Source organism: Microcoleus sp. Pol12B4, from assembly GCF_036701385.1.
GTDB lineage: Bacteria > Cyanobacteriota > Cyanobacteriia > Cyanobacteriales > Microcoleaceae > Microcoleus.
Map to the genome: position 1 here is coordinate 1 of NZ_JAUBQR010000117.1, position 14,887 is coordinate 14,887.

Sequence of the window (14,887 nt, forward strand, 5' to 3'; positions counted from 1 at the left end):
CCTCTTTGATTATCCTGAATTATAAGTTTCAACACGATCGCGTCCAGCAAGCCGCCTATGCCTTGATTGATGAAAATGACAAGCAAACGGTTCATCTTAAAATTGGCAGAATGTTACTTGCAAGTACACTTTCAGATCCACAGGAAGAAAATATTTTTGCTATAGTCGATCATCTTAATAAAGGAAAAAATTTGATTGCCAGCAAGGCAGAAAAAGTGCATCTGAGTCAATTGAATCTAAAGGCAGGTAAAAAAGCCCAAAAATCTACTGCATACACGGCTGCTAAAGAATATTTTATGTCGGTTAAGGGGATTTTTCCTGGAAATATATGGAAAGGGAAAAATAATTATAAAATGGCTATAGATTTATATAAAAGCCTAGCACAGGTTGAATATCTCAACAGCAACTTTCAAGAGTCAGAATTGCTTATAGAATTGGCTATTAATAGAGTGAAGTCAGCGCTAGAACGCTCAGAATTCTATTATTTGCTAATCGAACTATATACCATGCAGGGCAAATACTTGGAGGCGATTCACATCGGTCGCACAGCTTTAGCACAATTGAGCATCGACTTTCCAGATTGCGACTTTAACAAAGCTGTTGAAACTGAATTAGGTAAGTTTAGCGAAAGTTTAGGAAAACGAGAAGTTGCTTCGCTGATTGACAATCCAGAAATGGAAGACCCGATCAAGCAGATGGCCTTAGAGCTATTGATAAAAATGTTACCGCCAAGCTACTTAGGCGCTCCCCAAATTGCAGGTGTTGTAATGGCTAAATCTGCCAATCTGAGCGTTGAAGACGGCCATACATCCAAATCTGCAATTAGCTACGGTATATTTGGTCTGCTACAGGCAATGTTAGGAAACTATCAGTTAAGTTACGAACTCACCCTGCTAGGATATCAGTTAAGTAAAAAGTTCGATGATTTATACTCTATAAGTCAAACAGCTAATTTACTGGCCAATTTTTCTGGGTCATGGGTTAAACATATCAAGCAAACTGAAAATATTAACGCCGAATCAATTGAAGCTGGGTTACAGTCGGGTATGCTTCAATATGCTGGCTTTAGCATGACTCATACTTTATTAAATGGAATTTACCAAGGCAAAAATCTATCTTTACTTCCTCAAGAGGCATCTGACATTCTCCCTTTCTGTCAAAAAACCAAAAACCAATGGTCTGTTGATTGCACCTTGGGACAGAAAATAATCTTACAAAACCTGCTCGGACAAACGCAAGATAAAGTTTATTTTGGTGGCGATGAGATTCAGGAATCCGACTATCTAAACCCAGAGGAAGTTAGCCGAACCCCAAACGCAATCTGCTATTATTACATTTTCAAGGCTCAAGTTCTCTATTTATATGGCGAGTTGCAATTAGCATTAGCATCTATAGCCAAGGCGCAGGAACTATTAGGGTTTATTTCTGGCACTATTCAAGCTTCTACTTACAACTTTTACTATTCCCTGATTTTAGCTGCACTGCATCCATCTGTTTCTCCAGAAGAGCAACAAGAATACTGGACTAAAATCGAATCTAATCAAGCGCAAATGAAAAACTGGGCAAATAATTGCCCGGAAAATTTTCTGCATAAGTATCTTTTAGTAGCCGCAGAAATGACCCGCATATCGGGTAACTGGTATGAAGCGATCGATTTATACGATCGAGCGATTAAATTGGCTAAAGAAAATGAGTTTATTCAGGATGAAGCACTCGCCAACGAACTAGCCGCCAAGTTTTGGTTTGCCCAAGAAAAACACGATTTTGCCCAAATTTATTTAAAAAAAGCATACCAAGGTTATCAAATTTGGGGAGCCAAACGCAAAGTAGAAGATTTAGATGAAAAATATCTCCAGTGGCTTGGTTCAACCCAAACAGATACTGAAAATAATACCATCAATCCAATCACCACAACAGGTAGCAATTCCGGCGAAGCGCTAGATTTTGCCGCAGTAATGAAAGCATCCCAAGCTATCTCCGGTGAAATCGTTCTCGAACAATTGTTAAACCAGGTGATGAAAACTGTGATTGAAAACGCAGGCGCCCAAAAAGGTTTTCTGATTCTGGATAAAGTCGGGAATTGGGCGATTGAAGCCGAAGCAGCAGTAGAATGCGAGATCATTACCATTATGCAATCCATTCCCGTAGATTCCGTAGATCCTGCAACTGGAATTCCCCTCCTATCAACCGCCATCGTTAACTACGTAGCTCGCAGCCACGAAAATGTAGTATTAAATAACGCCACCGATGAAGGACTATTTACTGGGGATTCTTACATTACCGCTACTCAACCCAAATCGATCCTCTGCACTCCCCTACTCAATCAAGGCAAACTAGGTGGTATTCTCTACTTAGAAAATAATTTGGCGATCGGCGCATTTACCTCGGAAAGAGTGGAAACTTTAAAAATCATTGCCGCTCAAGCTGCGATCTCAATTGAAAATGCAAGTCTCTACGAACAATTAGAAGATTACAACCGAACTTTAGAGCAAAAAGTAGAAGACCGTACCGCAGAATTAGCCCAAGCTAATACAGAAATATTGAGTTTGAACGAACTGCTAAAAGTAGAAAATATTCGCATGAGTGCCGAACTAGACGTAACCCGCCGCCTGCAACAAATGATTTTGCCTCACCAGCAGGAATTAGAGTCAATTGAAGGGTTAGAAATTGCTGCATTCATGGAACCGGCTGATGAAGTGGGCGGCGACTACTACGACGTACTAAATCACGGCGGTAAAGCCACAATTGGCATCGGCGACGTGACAGGACACGGTTTAGAAAGCGGCGTATTAATGATTATGGCGCAAACAGCAATTCGCACTTTATTGGTTCACAATGAAACCGACCCAGTTAAATTATTGCAGACAGTCAACCAAACACTTTTTGACAACGTAGAGCGCATGAATTGCGGTAAAAGTATGAGCCTTTCTTTGCTGGAATATCGCGGGGACAACATCCTGCGTTTGAGCGGACAGCACGAAGAGGTGATTGTCATGCGTTCTAGCGGCGAAGTAGAGCGGATTGATACCATAGAGTTAGGCTTTCCCATCGCCTTGGAACCAGATATTGCCGATTTCATTGCGACTACTGAAATACAGTTAAATACCGGGGATGTTGTCGTACTCTACACAGATGGAATTACCGAAGCTTTTGATATGAATCAAAAGGAATACGGTATTGAGCCAATGATTGAAATTGTTGCCCTTAACAGGGAAAAGTCAGCAGCAGAAATCAAGCAAGCTATTATTGACGACGTGCGCCGATACATCGGGAAGCAAAAAGTATTTGATGACATTACTTTGGTAATAATCAAACAGAAGTAAGTATGGGAGAATTTAGTAGTCCGACAGTCCGACAGTCCGACAGGGAATGAATTCCCTGCCTCAAAGTTAAAGTCCTCTAAAGAGGACTAATGAGTTTAAAAATTTTTATTCTAATCTCGTTTCCGGTTGGGTGGGAATGATAAAGTCAAGGTCGCGCAATTCCACATTCCCCCACTCCCCACTCTCCATCATAAGGAGTGTAACCGGAATTGATATCAGTCCTCTGAAGAGGACTTTAGCTATTAGACAGGGGTTTCAACCCCTGGCGGACTGCCGGGTAGGCGGGAGTATTGATGGACTAAAAGCTTAAGTTGACACCAATGGGCACTCACGGTGTCTCTACGGTCAAATAATCAAGAACACTTAATGAGAGATGTAATTCTCACCCGATTAATTGTAGGGAAATGGCGCTGCCGTGTCCTGATTGTGCGTAATATGAATTCCGATGCAAGCCGATTTGATATAACTACTCATCTTGTAAGCATTTTTGCTTGACCAGGCCTAGAACTTACCAATGAATATTATAACCTACATTTGGCGATCGCCAATAGTTTACAAACCGGATATCGGCACAAAGTCGTAACCGTAACTCGTGCGATTTCCGGGTTTAACAGTTACTAACTGAACTGCTCGATTGCGATCGCCCGAAGGTAAAAACCGAATCGGGCCGGATGCTCCATTTGCCGAAAAATCTGACGCCGATAAAGCTTGTTGAATGCCTGTACGAGTCGGATTGCGTCCTAAACCGACAATTAACGCGATCGTCGCATCGTAGGCTAAAGCTGTACGCCAACTTACGTCAGCATTCCAAAGTTGTTTGGATGTTTGGGGAAAGTTTGACTGCGGATCTGCGAGAATGTGCCAAGGCACAGCTAGCACCATATCTGTTGCTGCTGCGCCACCGATTTGCAGTGTTTTAGCAGTATAAGCATCGTCTCCTGCTAGTAACGGCAGCCGTTTGGCGTTTACTTGTACTACTTGCAAAGCTTGGTCGAGCGTGGCTGAATCGGATGCTAACAGAATCACTTCTGCTCCTTGGGCGATCGCACTTTTAACGCTCTCGGCAGCATTAAAGTTGCCTTTAGCAAAGTCAGATTCGGCTACGATTTGTCCACCATCTCCGTAAACAGCAGTAGTGAATTCATCTTTTAAAGATTTGCTGTAACCGCTGGCAGAATTAAAAAATACAGCAGCTTTTTGCTTTTGCAATTTTCCCACCATATAGCGGGAAAGAGCATTCGCAGCAAATCGATCGCTCGGCACTGTCCGAAATATATTTTTGGCAGATCCTGAGAGCTGCACAGACGTACTTGTGGGAGAAATTGCTACTAATTGTTTTTGCTGGTAAATCTTGCTGGCTGCTAGCGTCGTATCTGAACCAAAATGCCCAATTACTCCTAAAACTTCCGAGTTATTTGCTAACGCGGTGGCAATTTGTGCCGCCATTTCTGGGTTATTGTCATCGTTAGCAATTAACACTTTTAAGGGAGTACCGCTAATGCCACCGCTTTGGTTGATTTCATTTTGAGCTTGAGCTACCCCCCGCAAAATTTCTAGAGCAGCATTGATATCGCCGCCAATGGGAACTGCAGCAGCAATTGTGTAGGATTTTTGAGATCCGATGCGGGCGTTGTTGAGGTAAATTAGCGCTTCGGGATCGTTGCGATTGGTTTTCAGCGAAGCTTGTAAATCGGAAATAGCTGCGTTATAGTTGCCAGATGCGATCGCCTGGACTGCGGCTTGTTTGGTTGTTGTGGCTTGCTCTGCTGGAAGTAACAGTTTTTCACCCGCACTCAAATGCTGCCCAATTGCCTGCTCTGATTGCGGCGAATTCTCCGTCGCAGACTTGGGAAATGTCTGATTTTGGGGTGATAAACCTCCGAAATTGATGCCCCCTCGGCTTGTCAGCCACCAAATACCTGCACCGGCTAGCCCGATCGTAATTAGGAGCGATAATACCAGAACAGCGGTTTCATTTTTTTGGGACATGGCTGCAGAATTTTAGATTTTAGGTTTTAGATTCAACGACTTAGGAAGTTGGGCAACGAGCAATGTATGAGATGTAAAGCATTTAATAACAAGTTCTCTTTCATTTAATAATTTATGTAGCAATTATGCTAATTTTCATACTTGAGATAGATGATTGTGGGCTGACATATACCTATATTTTAGCAGTTGTTAATTTATTTGATCTGGATATTATAGAATCTAGCTGTGTAGCAGCTTAGCTCCCACTGAGGTTGACTGTGATACCTGCGGATTGTCCCGTCTCTGAGGGTTTGGCTCCTTTACCGTATTTGGCGCTGCTGGGGGTGGGAGGCATTTCTGGTGTGATTTCTGGTGCTGTTTCAGGCACCGCGTCTCCTGAGTCTGCGATCGGTGGAATGCGATCGCTATGCCGTCATCTAGGGCCACCAGCGAACCCGGTATTTTCCCTGTTTCTTTTTCCATCCTTGAACAGCTTGCTCGCGGCTACGAAACCTGGACTAAAGAGTCGCTGGCTTATAGCTTCCTTAACTTGTTGACTGCGGTTTTATTTGCGGTCATACTTCCTACTAAGCTAGAACAATCAGCTAAATATAGTTTGTTGCGAATCCTACTTTATAGGTTTTTTTATGTTGTTTAGCTTTTTGTAAACATCTTTCAGCGTTTCATATCACAATTATTTGATAAATGGTTTTTCTTAATTATATCTTTATTTTTGCTTCCAATCTCGACAGTGAGAGAGTTGTTAATTATCTAGGGGCGGGGAAAGATTAAAGTTTTTTTAAGTTTGGCAAAAAAAACGAAATCTTTTGTAATATAAAGAAGAAAGTTGAAAAAAATATAAAGACAAACTAATTGGATAAAAGTGTCGCTAAGGTAGTAAAAATGACGGTTGGTCAGAGAAAAAGAGTGTTAAGCTAGGCTAAGCTCAGTCAAAGCAAAACCTTGATATTTAATTAAGTTCGATCGATAACAAAGGCTAAGGTAAATTCCATGGCAAACTCAGTTTTAAATCAGCCAAACGCAGCAGCAGGAGTGCAGTGGCAGCCAAAAGATATTATCCGCGGCCTAGTGTGGAAAATTGCGATCGCAACCTGGCTGTTAATGGCCGTAGGCAGCGCCACGCGAGTTATGAATGCGGGGCTCGCTTGCCCCGACTGGCCGCTGTGCTACGGTCAATTAATACCCGCAGCGCAAATGAATTTGCAGGTATTTCTGGAATGGTTTCACCGATTGGATGCAGCAGCAATTGGCTTAAGCGCGATCGCACTTTTAGGACTATCTTTGTTTTACCGCAGCCGCCTGCCAAAATGGCTGCCTTGGGCGAGTGCCGGAGCACTATTTTTAATCGTTTTTCAGGGCGTATTGGGCGGCTTGACAGTAACACAATTGCTGAGATTTGATATCGTTACTGCTCACTTGGGAACAGCTTTACTATTTTTTGGCGCCCTGCTAGTCATCGGTTTCATGCTGACTCCCTACGAATCTACAGGAAATGTCGGCAAATTAGCTTGGGTAAGTTCGATCGCAGCATTATTAGTTTACCTGCAAAGTTTGCTAGGAGCATTAGTAGGCTCTAGATGGGCACTGCACCAATGTTTGGATTCCTCAGAATTGTGCTCGGTAATGAACAGCCACATCGTCGGTATCGTACCCGCTACCGCAGCGACTTTAGCCGTAGCAGTCATGGCTTGGCGGCAGCCTGCACTGAATCCAAACTTGCGAAAACTGGCTAATTGGGCGAGTGTTTGCCTAATTGCTCAATTAGTTCTAGGATTAGCAACTTTCCGGCTGCACCTTCAGGTAGAACCGCTGACAGTCGCCCACCAAGCAGTCGGTGCTGCTTTGCTGGGAACCCTGGTAGCTTTTAGTGTTTTAGCTTGGCGCGATCGAGTTTTATCAGCTTGAGAGTAAGAGGCGGCGGGTTTATTAATCCTTGTAGCTACACCAAATCTTTCTCGTAAAACCCGCCCCTACAACCTAATGACTAATGACGAATTCACAAATAATTACTAACAGCTTACAACCGATGCAAGAAATTCTTACCAACGACAGGCCCCGCCTCCACGAAAACTTTTCGCAAGTGGTGAAAAGTTACTATCAACTAACAAAACCCAGAATTATTTTACTGCTGCTAATCACTACCTCAGCAGGAATGTGGATGGCGGCAAAAGGAGAAGTAGATCCGCTATTACTGGTATCAACTATTACTGGAGGTGCTTTAGCTTCTGCGTCGGCGAATACGATTAATTGTGTCTACGACAGTGACATCGATTATATTATGGAGCGCACCCGGTGGCGGCCGATTCCTTCGGGGCGTGTCAAGAAGCGGGATGCTTTAATATTTGCGATCGCCCTAGCTACAATATCCTTTACATTGCTGACAGTTGTTGCCAACTTATTAGCCGCATTGCTAGCAATGTCAGGCATCGTTTTCTATGTCCTAATTTACACCCACTGGCTGAAGCGTCACAGCGTGCAAAACATCGTCATCGGCGGTGCAGCAGGGGCTATTCCCCCGCTAGTTGGGTGGGCTGCGGTGACGGGAGATTTGAGTTGGGGTGCGTGGCTGCTGTTTGGGATTATATTCCTGTGGACACCGCCGCATTTTTGGGCATTAGCAATGATGATTCGCGACGAATACAAGGAAGTAGGCGTCCCGATGTTACCCGTAATTGAGGGCGACGAAGAGACAGCCCGCCAAATTTGGATTTACACGCTATTGATGATTCCTGCAACTTTGCTGCTAGTTTATCCCCTGCATTTAGCGGGCGCGGTGTATGCGGGAACAGCTATTTTCCTGGGTGCTATTTTTGCTCAAAAAGCTTGGTTGCTGTTGCAGACTCCCGATGATAAGATTGTTGCGCGATCGCTCTTTAAATACTCTATTCTGTACCTGATGCTATTGTGTGCTGGAATAGTGGTTGACAGTTTGCCTGTGACTCATAATTTCACTACTGCTCTTGTAGAAAATGTGCAAACTTTGATTAGTGCAGTTGTGATGTAGTAATGAGTTAAATTGAAATTCTTAAAATCAAGCCCGCCTCTAGCGGGTTTTGTTTGTTTATGGTAAAGTAGCGATCGCCATTCGGGAGCATCTCATATTTGTAAAAACACTTCTTCTGACTCCTTCCTTCTGCCTCTTTGCTCCTGGCTCCTGCCTCCAATTTCTAGCTGGGCTGCTTTCATTGAGATGCTCCCTCCCCAAAGTCAGGAGATGAATTGTCAACTACAGAGACAATGGTCTCTCTTTGCGATCACGCTCAAATCTGAGGCTAAAGCTCCGTGCCTAAAGGCCGGAGTAAGCTTACTTTAGGGGATGGGATACAACCATTTGCGAAATAATTGTGTTAAGCGTGGCATCACCAAATAGGTGAGCAATATAACAGTGAGACCTGTGATCATCAGAGATGTGAGCAAGGCAGGAAGCCCAGATAGTAGCGGTACAAGCAAACGATTGAGAATAGAAATGGTACAAAACACTCCCAACCATGTAACTAACGCCATTTTGTAGCGAGGGGGTGGAGCCTTCATCGATTTATTGGGCAGCGTAAACCAGGTTTCCAATCCGGTCAGGGTTTGAATATCTTCTGGCCTTTCAATCAAGGGCTGCAATCGCTCAATCCACTCTCGCCGAACATCAGATTCTAGCCAGGTCTTAAGATTGTCGTAGCAATCGAACTTGAGAATGACCACATACTCAGGGTGGGCGTGATGCTGGGGTCGAATAGTGCTGACACCCAGATGTCCCTTGAATTTTCGTGCATCTGCGGCGATGCCATGAAACCATGCTTCGTAACCTTCATCGCGCCCCGGTTTCACTACATGAGAGATCACAGCGGTGACTAGATAGTTGTCTTCACTGGTATTGCTCGCCAACGGTTCTTCCAACATAGAATTTAGAGAATTAACTAAGAGAAAAATTTTATTCTGAACAACCACCTTAGAGACACCAAATTGCTCGGCAATTTTCGCCAGCAATTCGTGAAACTGAAGGGAGATTAAGGAATGCGATCGCGAAGGTTGGGCATGAGATGAAATGACTAGAAAAATACTTACAATCTTTGACGTAAGAGCTATTAAAAACACCCTCTACGTGACTTACAACCAAGTATTTGTCACCGCTACGTTCCACGTAAAATTAATTACCTAGCGATGACAATATTAACTCAGTTACACACCAGCTAAATAAACTAGGCGCTTTCTTACTACTTACTGGGAGATCCAGGATTGGCCGTTGCTGCATAGCTAGTCATCAGATTTTTGTAGTCAGGAATAAACTCTGCTAAGAGACTACCCAGTCCTTCAATATCGTTGCGCCAGTCACGGTGCAATTCACACACAACGCTAAACCAATTGACCAACTGAACTCCCGCACGAGACATTCGATCCCAAGCTGCATAGCGACAGGCTTCATCGAAGGTTCCAGAGGCATCGGTGACAACAAAAACCTCATAACCAGCCTCCAATGCCGAAAGCGCACAAAAAGTAACACATACATCAGTGACAATTCCGGCAATAATCAATTGCTTTTTACCTGTTGCTTCTACTGCTTTAACAAAGTCATCGTTGTCCCAAGCGTTGATTTGTCCGGGACGCGGAATAAAGGGAGCATCTGGAAACTTCTCCTTCAGTTCAGGGATGATGACTCCATTGGGGCCTTGCTCAAAGCTAGTTGTCAAAATTGTAGGCAGGTTGAAAAATTTGGCTGCACTTGCCAGGGCCAGCACATTATTTTTGAAGTCGGCGGCACCAATATCACGCACAAGTGAGAACAGTCCTGTTTGATGATCGACCAGCAGAACTGCAGCATTATTCTTGTCTAAACGGTTGTATTTGAATGTAGACATCAGGTATTTCTCCTATTTGGGTTATGGGTGAATGAGGAATTGCCGAATAAAGTCAAGAATCAGAAAGGCTTGAGTTGTACCAATTAAATGTGCTTCCTTACTAAAAGCGAAACGTCTATTTTTTCTAAATGGCTTATGGCGTAACCTGTTGCGGCATGAACTCAGTTTGCAAAATCTTACCAAATTTCACCACTCAAGATCCGCAAGTTAAGCGCTGAGTTAACGCGATCGCCCTAATCTCGACACACGTTACACCAACGCCCCTAACGCTTTCAATGTCGATTTTTGAGAGATCGTCAATCCAGTTGCCCCTTGAATATTCCTGCCTTCATACCGCCGATCGCCCGCCAACGTCCTAACACAGCGCCCAGTTGCGACATCCCACAGCTTAATCGTGCGAATGATAGATTAGGTCTTTTGGGCAATGATATAAACATGATTTTCAGGATACTGGTCATATTCGAGATGGCGGCAGGTGCAATGATGCTCAACCAGAATTTGCAGGAAAGTATCTACACCCAAAGTGCTGTAATCAAAGTCTTGATCTTGAAATGCTCCCGAAACCTCGCTGCTTGTATGTCCGCCGCCACAAGTGAACAGGATCACTCCATTGGGTTCAAGCGCATTGCATAGCTTTTGTATCACAGGCGCTTGCTTGTTGATTGGCAGATGAAACGTGCTATCCCACGCTGCAATCAGGCTGTAAAGTTTCGGCGGCCGCCAATCACAAATGTCTTCCCGGTAAAACGTGATTTCTGAATGTAGCCGCTGGGCTAAATCGATCATTTCCCTAGAAATATCAAGTCCTTCCGGCTGAAATCCATGCTGGGATAAGCTGTTGATAAAACGTCCGCTGCTTCCACACCCGACATCAAGTGCTGCGTCCTGCTTAGAAGTAAATTTGATCGCCCGTTCTAATTGGGCAATGCCGTAGGTTGAATCTTGATGCTGAGTTTGCCACCATTGGGCAATTCGGTCGTAGCGGGCCGATGTATCATTTGGCTCCATAGAGTGACCTCATAAGTGTCGATCGAGATTTTCAGGACAATTAAAATCTTTCTCCATGCTACGCACAGACTACACCAAGACCCCTAACGCTTTCGGTAGTGCTAAACAAGTAATGATGCACTGTCATGATGGATGAAATACCAAATAGCACCGATATGATGGTCTAACGACTTTGACAATGACAAGGTGTATCTCACCAAGCGAGAAACACGCTGCCCTAACGTGTTGTTAAACCGCTCAATGTAACTTTTCTTACCACTCTCTTTCCCCACCGCCTGATGTGAATTGCGGGCGTACCACTGCCCATATGCTGCCTAGAAATCAGTCTAGCAACCGGACACTGGCGGTAAACCGGAGGCAATGAATGCCACAATTGCCCTTGCTGCCGCTTCATCCCGTGCGTCAATATAAACACCGACAATTTCACGGGTATCTGCATCACGAACTAACCAGACCCACTAATTGTTTCCTTTATTGTTCACACTCACACCACAACTTATCACACCCTGATCCTTAACCTGCCTTTTTTTTGGCTGTCGCTGGGACTTGGTGTGACACTAAGAGCATATTTCTCATTGACTTCGGGAAAGTAGCCATTGCTCAAACACCTGCACCGCACGGGCAATGCCCGCCAGGGAAATGCGTTCCACCAACAAGTGGTCAATCAATTGCCGGATTGCTCGATGGATCATCTTTTTCTGAGGATGCAAGGGCAAATTGCCTCCCAAAATCATGACACTTAAATCGCTGTTTACCGTTGTGGATGCGGCCATTTTTGACACTTCGGGAAAAGGCACAGGTTCGACAGGCAGGGATGAGGAGACGACAAGGAAATAAACTTTACTCCTATATCATTACATCTTGAACACTACCAAATTTTTCAATGTTTCAATTTCTGGCTGTGACTAGGAGATTGGGAATTTCGATTCCCTATTTTGGCAGAGAAAGGTACACAGGGGAACGCATTTTATTATTGAAGACTGTTCACGATCGGTGAGTATATTTTGACATGAATTAACCATTGTTAGAAGCTACAGACACTTTTGGTAAGGATGTTTTAGAGAAAAGGGTAACTGATTAATGGTGGTTGTTACTAGCTACCTAGTTTTAGATAATAAAAAGCTGACAACCACTGTTTACAAGTTGTATATTAGTTAGCAATGAGTGAATTGTGAAAATTTAATTTGCTGAAACAGCGATAATTTTAGTCAAATACTCATCATTCCATCCCGCTATAAGTCGCTTTTTTTTCTTTTTTTTGAGTTTTTTTATTGATTCAAAAGATTGAGCGAGATGTGTATAATCATAGCAAAATTTTGCGGACTTTTATTTTTTAATTCGAGAACAATATTCACAAAAACCACAAAAATTTTTATATGAGTTTTTTCCAAAATATTAGTAATCTGGAGTCATATCTGCGGAATGTGGATTATATCATATTTTGGGACTCCAGGACATCTCGCTGGAAAAAATGTGATAAAGAGCACAAGTTTTGTATCTTCTCACCAAACTTTACATTATTGCCTATCTTCCTCGTCTATACCCTAATTTCACCCAGTAAAAATCAGCTTCTCGAAATCGAACTGGATACGTCTTTCTACATACCGACTTAAGCTTTAGTCAGAAGCAAAAATATTGAGTTATAAACAGACCAGCCGCCGGATTTTGGTGTAGAGTCTGACTACACAAATTATTCTATAAATATGTTAACAATCTATTCTTCCCTTGGCGTTGCCTAACTTTGAAGATAGCGCGGGCCAACCTTAGAACTATATCAGCTTGTCGAAAGAAAATACGATATTGCTGCTCAAAGTTTAGCTTTTCTATTTTTGCCGATCGCAGAAGTACCTGGATTTATTCAACAAATTAGGGCGATCGAACAAAGAGCAGCCGTCAGTTGATTTCGGACAAGAATTAGAGAAACTTTGTCAAACAGCGAGGAATAGAAGATACGAATAAACTCTATATTTAGCGTGTATATGGCGCACACTTTTGCTATAACTAGCGCGTCACACTCTAGAAAAAATATATCATCATTATTATTTCTTTCTCATCCTTCTCTGGGAACCTTTTTTAGACAGCCGCTTAATTTCTGTTTCGCCTGCCGGGAATTCTACTTCTTCTCTAAATTCTAAAGATTCTAAAGTGACACTTTTAACATCGCTTTCGGTCATTTTTTCCTTTTCATCAATTCCTTCAGAATCCGCTAGATTTTTTATTAACTGCACGTCCAAACCCGAAGTTTGAATCGGGAATTGTGCAATTTCTTGACTAATTTCAGCTTCTCCCATCCCCTGCTCAGTTTGCGCCGCCGGTAAATCTTCCTCGATAGCAGGAAAATTATCAATTTCTTGACTAATTTCAGTTTCTCTGATTTCCTTTTCTACTAACTGCAGGGATAACTGCTGCTTTTCCCTTGACAATTCCTCAACCTTAGTTCCAAGGATTCTAATCTGTTCGTTGAGAACGCGAATTTCTCGGTTTTGCTGCTGAATCATTTCTTCTGCATCAGCAATAGTTCGATTTCTCTCTAATATCACCTCATTTTTAGTTTCTAATTCCAAAGCGCTCATAGCCGCTTTAATTACATTATAAAAATGCGGCTTAGATACATCAACTTGTTTAGCATTATGGCGGCTTTTTCCCAAAAGTCCAATCTTTTCTCCTTGCTTAACAGCCAAAACAAAACCTTGATGATTTTTTATTTTTAATTCTTTGACAAAATCCACTTGAACTAAACTGCAAATATATTTGTGACAGTCAAAATAAAATTCTGCTTTCATCAAAAAGCACCCCTTTCTGCTACAGTCCCGCAGAATTATAGCACGAACAACGTTAAAAATTGAAGAAAATTTATAAAAATAGGGTGGGCGCGGAGAGCTGTACCCTAGTTTATAAATGTATGCGATGTCAAGAGTTGTTCAGGACTTATGCGAAACATCGTTTGACGCGCTACTTCTAGCAGTAATTGGCGAATTTGGTCCCTACAAAATTAGGTTTTGCGGGCAGCTATTTCAATATTTTGGGTTAGCAAAATTCGCCAACTATGGCATATTTGATTAATTAATTAATTAATTAATTGCTTTATTTGCTGACATAAGCGATTTCCAATCCGTGACGATAATAAGCTGTTTCTAAATCAACTATTTCTTGTTTAACTTGAGGATATAATTCAAACAAGCTTAGCTGAATTGGCTCATTATTTTTTTTGCCTTTGTTAAACTTGCTCAAAAGTCTTTCTTCTAAATGCTGGTGTGATTCTAAATTGCCATCTGACAGAATATGATTAATTTTTAAATTAAACTCTCTGACTTTGTGGCAAACTAAAATAGTGCGGTGACAAGTAATCGGGTCTTTTTCCGCACACATTAAACTGATTTTATAATTGGCTGCTCCTGTGAGCAAGCGCTGAAGTCCTGCGGAAAATAAAGGAGTTGCTGCTATGCGATCGTATAACGCTTTACCGCTAGTATCGTAACAGCTTAAATCCTCCGGTCGCGCGCCCAACTCTTTGCCTAAAAAAACATATTGAATGCCGACACTGGACAGTGAAGCATTAATTTCGGATTTATTAAAATGAGGTAAATAGTGGCTAAACGGATGCGATCGCACGTCCGCAACCGCCGTAATTCCATGTTGTTGGAGTAGCAAAACAAACGCTTCAATACTCAGATTGGAGTGTCCGATCGTAAATAATTCCATTGCTTCGATCTTAGTATG

10 protein-coding genes and 1 pseudogene are annotated in these 14,887 nt (G+C 42.6%); 3 read left to right on the forward strand and 8 right to left on the reverse strand.

The features are described 5' to 3' along the window. A partial coding sequence (locus QUA38_RS16715; RefSeq protein WP_333163545.1) for a SpoIIE family protein phosphatase occupies positions 1-3,323 on the forward strand: 3,323 nt, incomplete at its 5' end. 552 nt (positions 3,324-3,875) lie between these two features. Here the strand turns inward: QUA38_RS16715 and QUA38_RS16720 are convergent. Then, positions 3,876-5,312 carry an ABC transporter substrate-binding protein gene (locus QUA38_RS16720; protein ID WP_333163547.1) on the reverse strand — a complete coding sequence of 479 codons (1,437 nt, stop codon included), beginning with the start codon at positions 5,310-5,312 and terminating at the stop codon, positions 3,876-3,878. Between the two features lie 235 nt (positions 5,313-5,547). Continuing rightward, positions 5,548-5,679: a hypothetical protein gene (locus QUA38_RS16725; RefSeq protein WP_333163549.1), complete on the reverse strand. Its 132-nt coding sequence runs from the start codon at positions 5,677-5,679 to the stop codon at positions 5,548-5,550. 623 nt (positions 5,680-6,302) lie between these two features. On the opposite strand from QUA38_RS16725, the gene QUA38_RS16730 reads away from it, so the two are divergent. Continuing rightward, positions 6,303-7,217 (forward strand): heme A synthase, encoded by a 915-nt coding sequence (locus tag QUA38_RS16730; RefSeq protein ID WP_333163551.1) that lies wholly within the window; start codon positions 6,303-6,305, stop codon positions 7,215-7,217. A gap of 121 nt (positions 7,218-7,338) precedes the next feature. Continuing rightward, positions 7,339-8,316 (forward strand): heme o synthase, encoded by a 978-nt coding sequence (locus tag QUA38_RS16735; protein ID WP_333163572.1) that lies wholly within the window; start codon positions 7,339-7,341, stop codon positions 8,314-8,316. A 305-nt stretch (positions 8,317-8,621) separates the two neighbouring features. Here the strand turns inward: QUA38_RS16735 and QUA38_RS16740 are convergent, their stop codons facing one another. The 6 genes and pseudogenes from QUA38_RS16740 to QUA38_RS16765 form a co-directional block, all read right to left on the reverse strand. Then, a complete protein-coding gene (locus tag QUA38_RS16740; RefSeq protein ID WP_333163552.1) occupies positions 8,622-9,290 on the reverse strand; it encodes an antibiotic biosynthesis monooxygenase in 669 nt (222 codons plus the stop codon). Positions 9,291-9,517: 227 nt separating this feature from the next. Then, entirely contained in the window at positions 9,518-10,159 is a 642-nt protein-coding gene (gene ycaC / locus QUA38_RS16745; protein ID WP_333163554.1) for an isochorismate family cysteine hydrolase YcaC, read from the reverse strand. Positions 10,160-10,567: 408 nt separating this feature from the next. Then, the gene (locus tag QUA38_RS16750) at positions 10,568-11,167 is read right to left on the reverse strand and encodes a class I SAM-dependent methyltransferase (protein ID WP_333163556.1); all 600 of its coding nucleotides are present in this window, start codon (positions 11,165-11,167) and stop codon (positions 10,568-10,570) included. Between the two features lie 101 nt (positions 11,168-11,268). Then, positions 11,269-11,983 (reverse strand): annotated as a pseudogene (locus QUA38_RS16755) (IS1 family transposase). Between the two features lie 1,223 nt (positions 11,984-13,206). After that, positions 13,207-13,950, reverse strand: coding sequence for a hypothetical protein (locus QUA38_RS16760; RefSeq protein ID WP_333163558.1), 744 nt, complete (start codon positions 13,948-13,950; stop codon positions 13,207-13,209). Between the two features lie 301 nt (positions 13,951-14,251). Further along, on the reverse strand, positions 14,252-14,887 hold a 636-nt coding region (locus QUA38_RS16765), incomplete at its 5' end, for a DUF488 domain-containing protein (protein ID WP_333163560.1).

What these genes read in the sequence shown, in the direction of transcription:
- QUA38_RS16720 (WP_333163547.1), bottom strand. Translation starts at nt 5,312, where the DNA reads ATGTCCCAAAAAAATGAAACCGCTGTTCTGGTATTATCGCTCCTAATT.
- ycaC (WP_333163554.1), bottom strand. Translation starts at nt 10,159, where the DNA reads ATGTCTACATTCAAATACAACCGTTTAGACAAGAATAATGCTGCAGTT.
- QUA38_RS16735 (WP_333163572.1), top strand. Translation starts at nt 7,339, where the DNA reads ATGCAAGAAATTCTTACCAACGACAGGCCCCGCCTCCACGAAAACTTT.
- QUA38_RS16760 (WP_333163558.1), bottom strand. Translation starts at nt 13,950, where the DNA reads ATGAAAGCAGAATTTTATTTTGACTGTCACAAATATATTTGCAGTTTA.
- QUA38_RS16730 (WP_333163551.1), top strand. Translation starts at nt 6,303, where the DNA reads ATGGCAAACTCAGTTTTAAATCAGCCAAACGCAGCAGCAGGAGTGCAG.
- QUA38_RS16750 (WP_333163556.1), bottom strand. Translation starts at nt 11,167, where the DNA reads ATGGAGCCAAATGATACATCGGCCCGCTACGACCGAATTGCCCAATGG.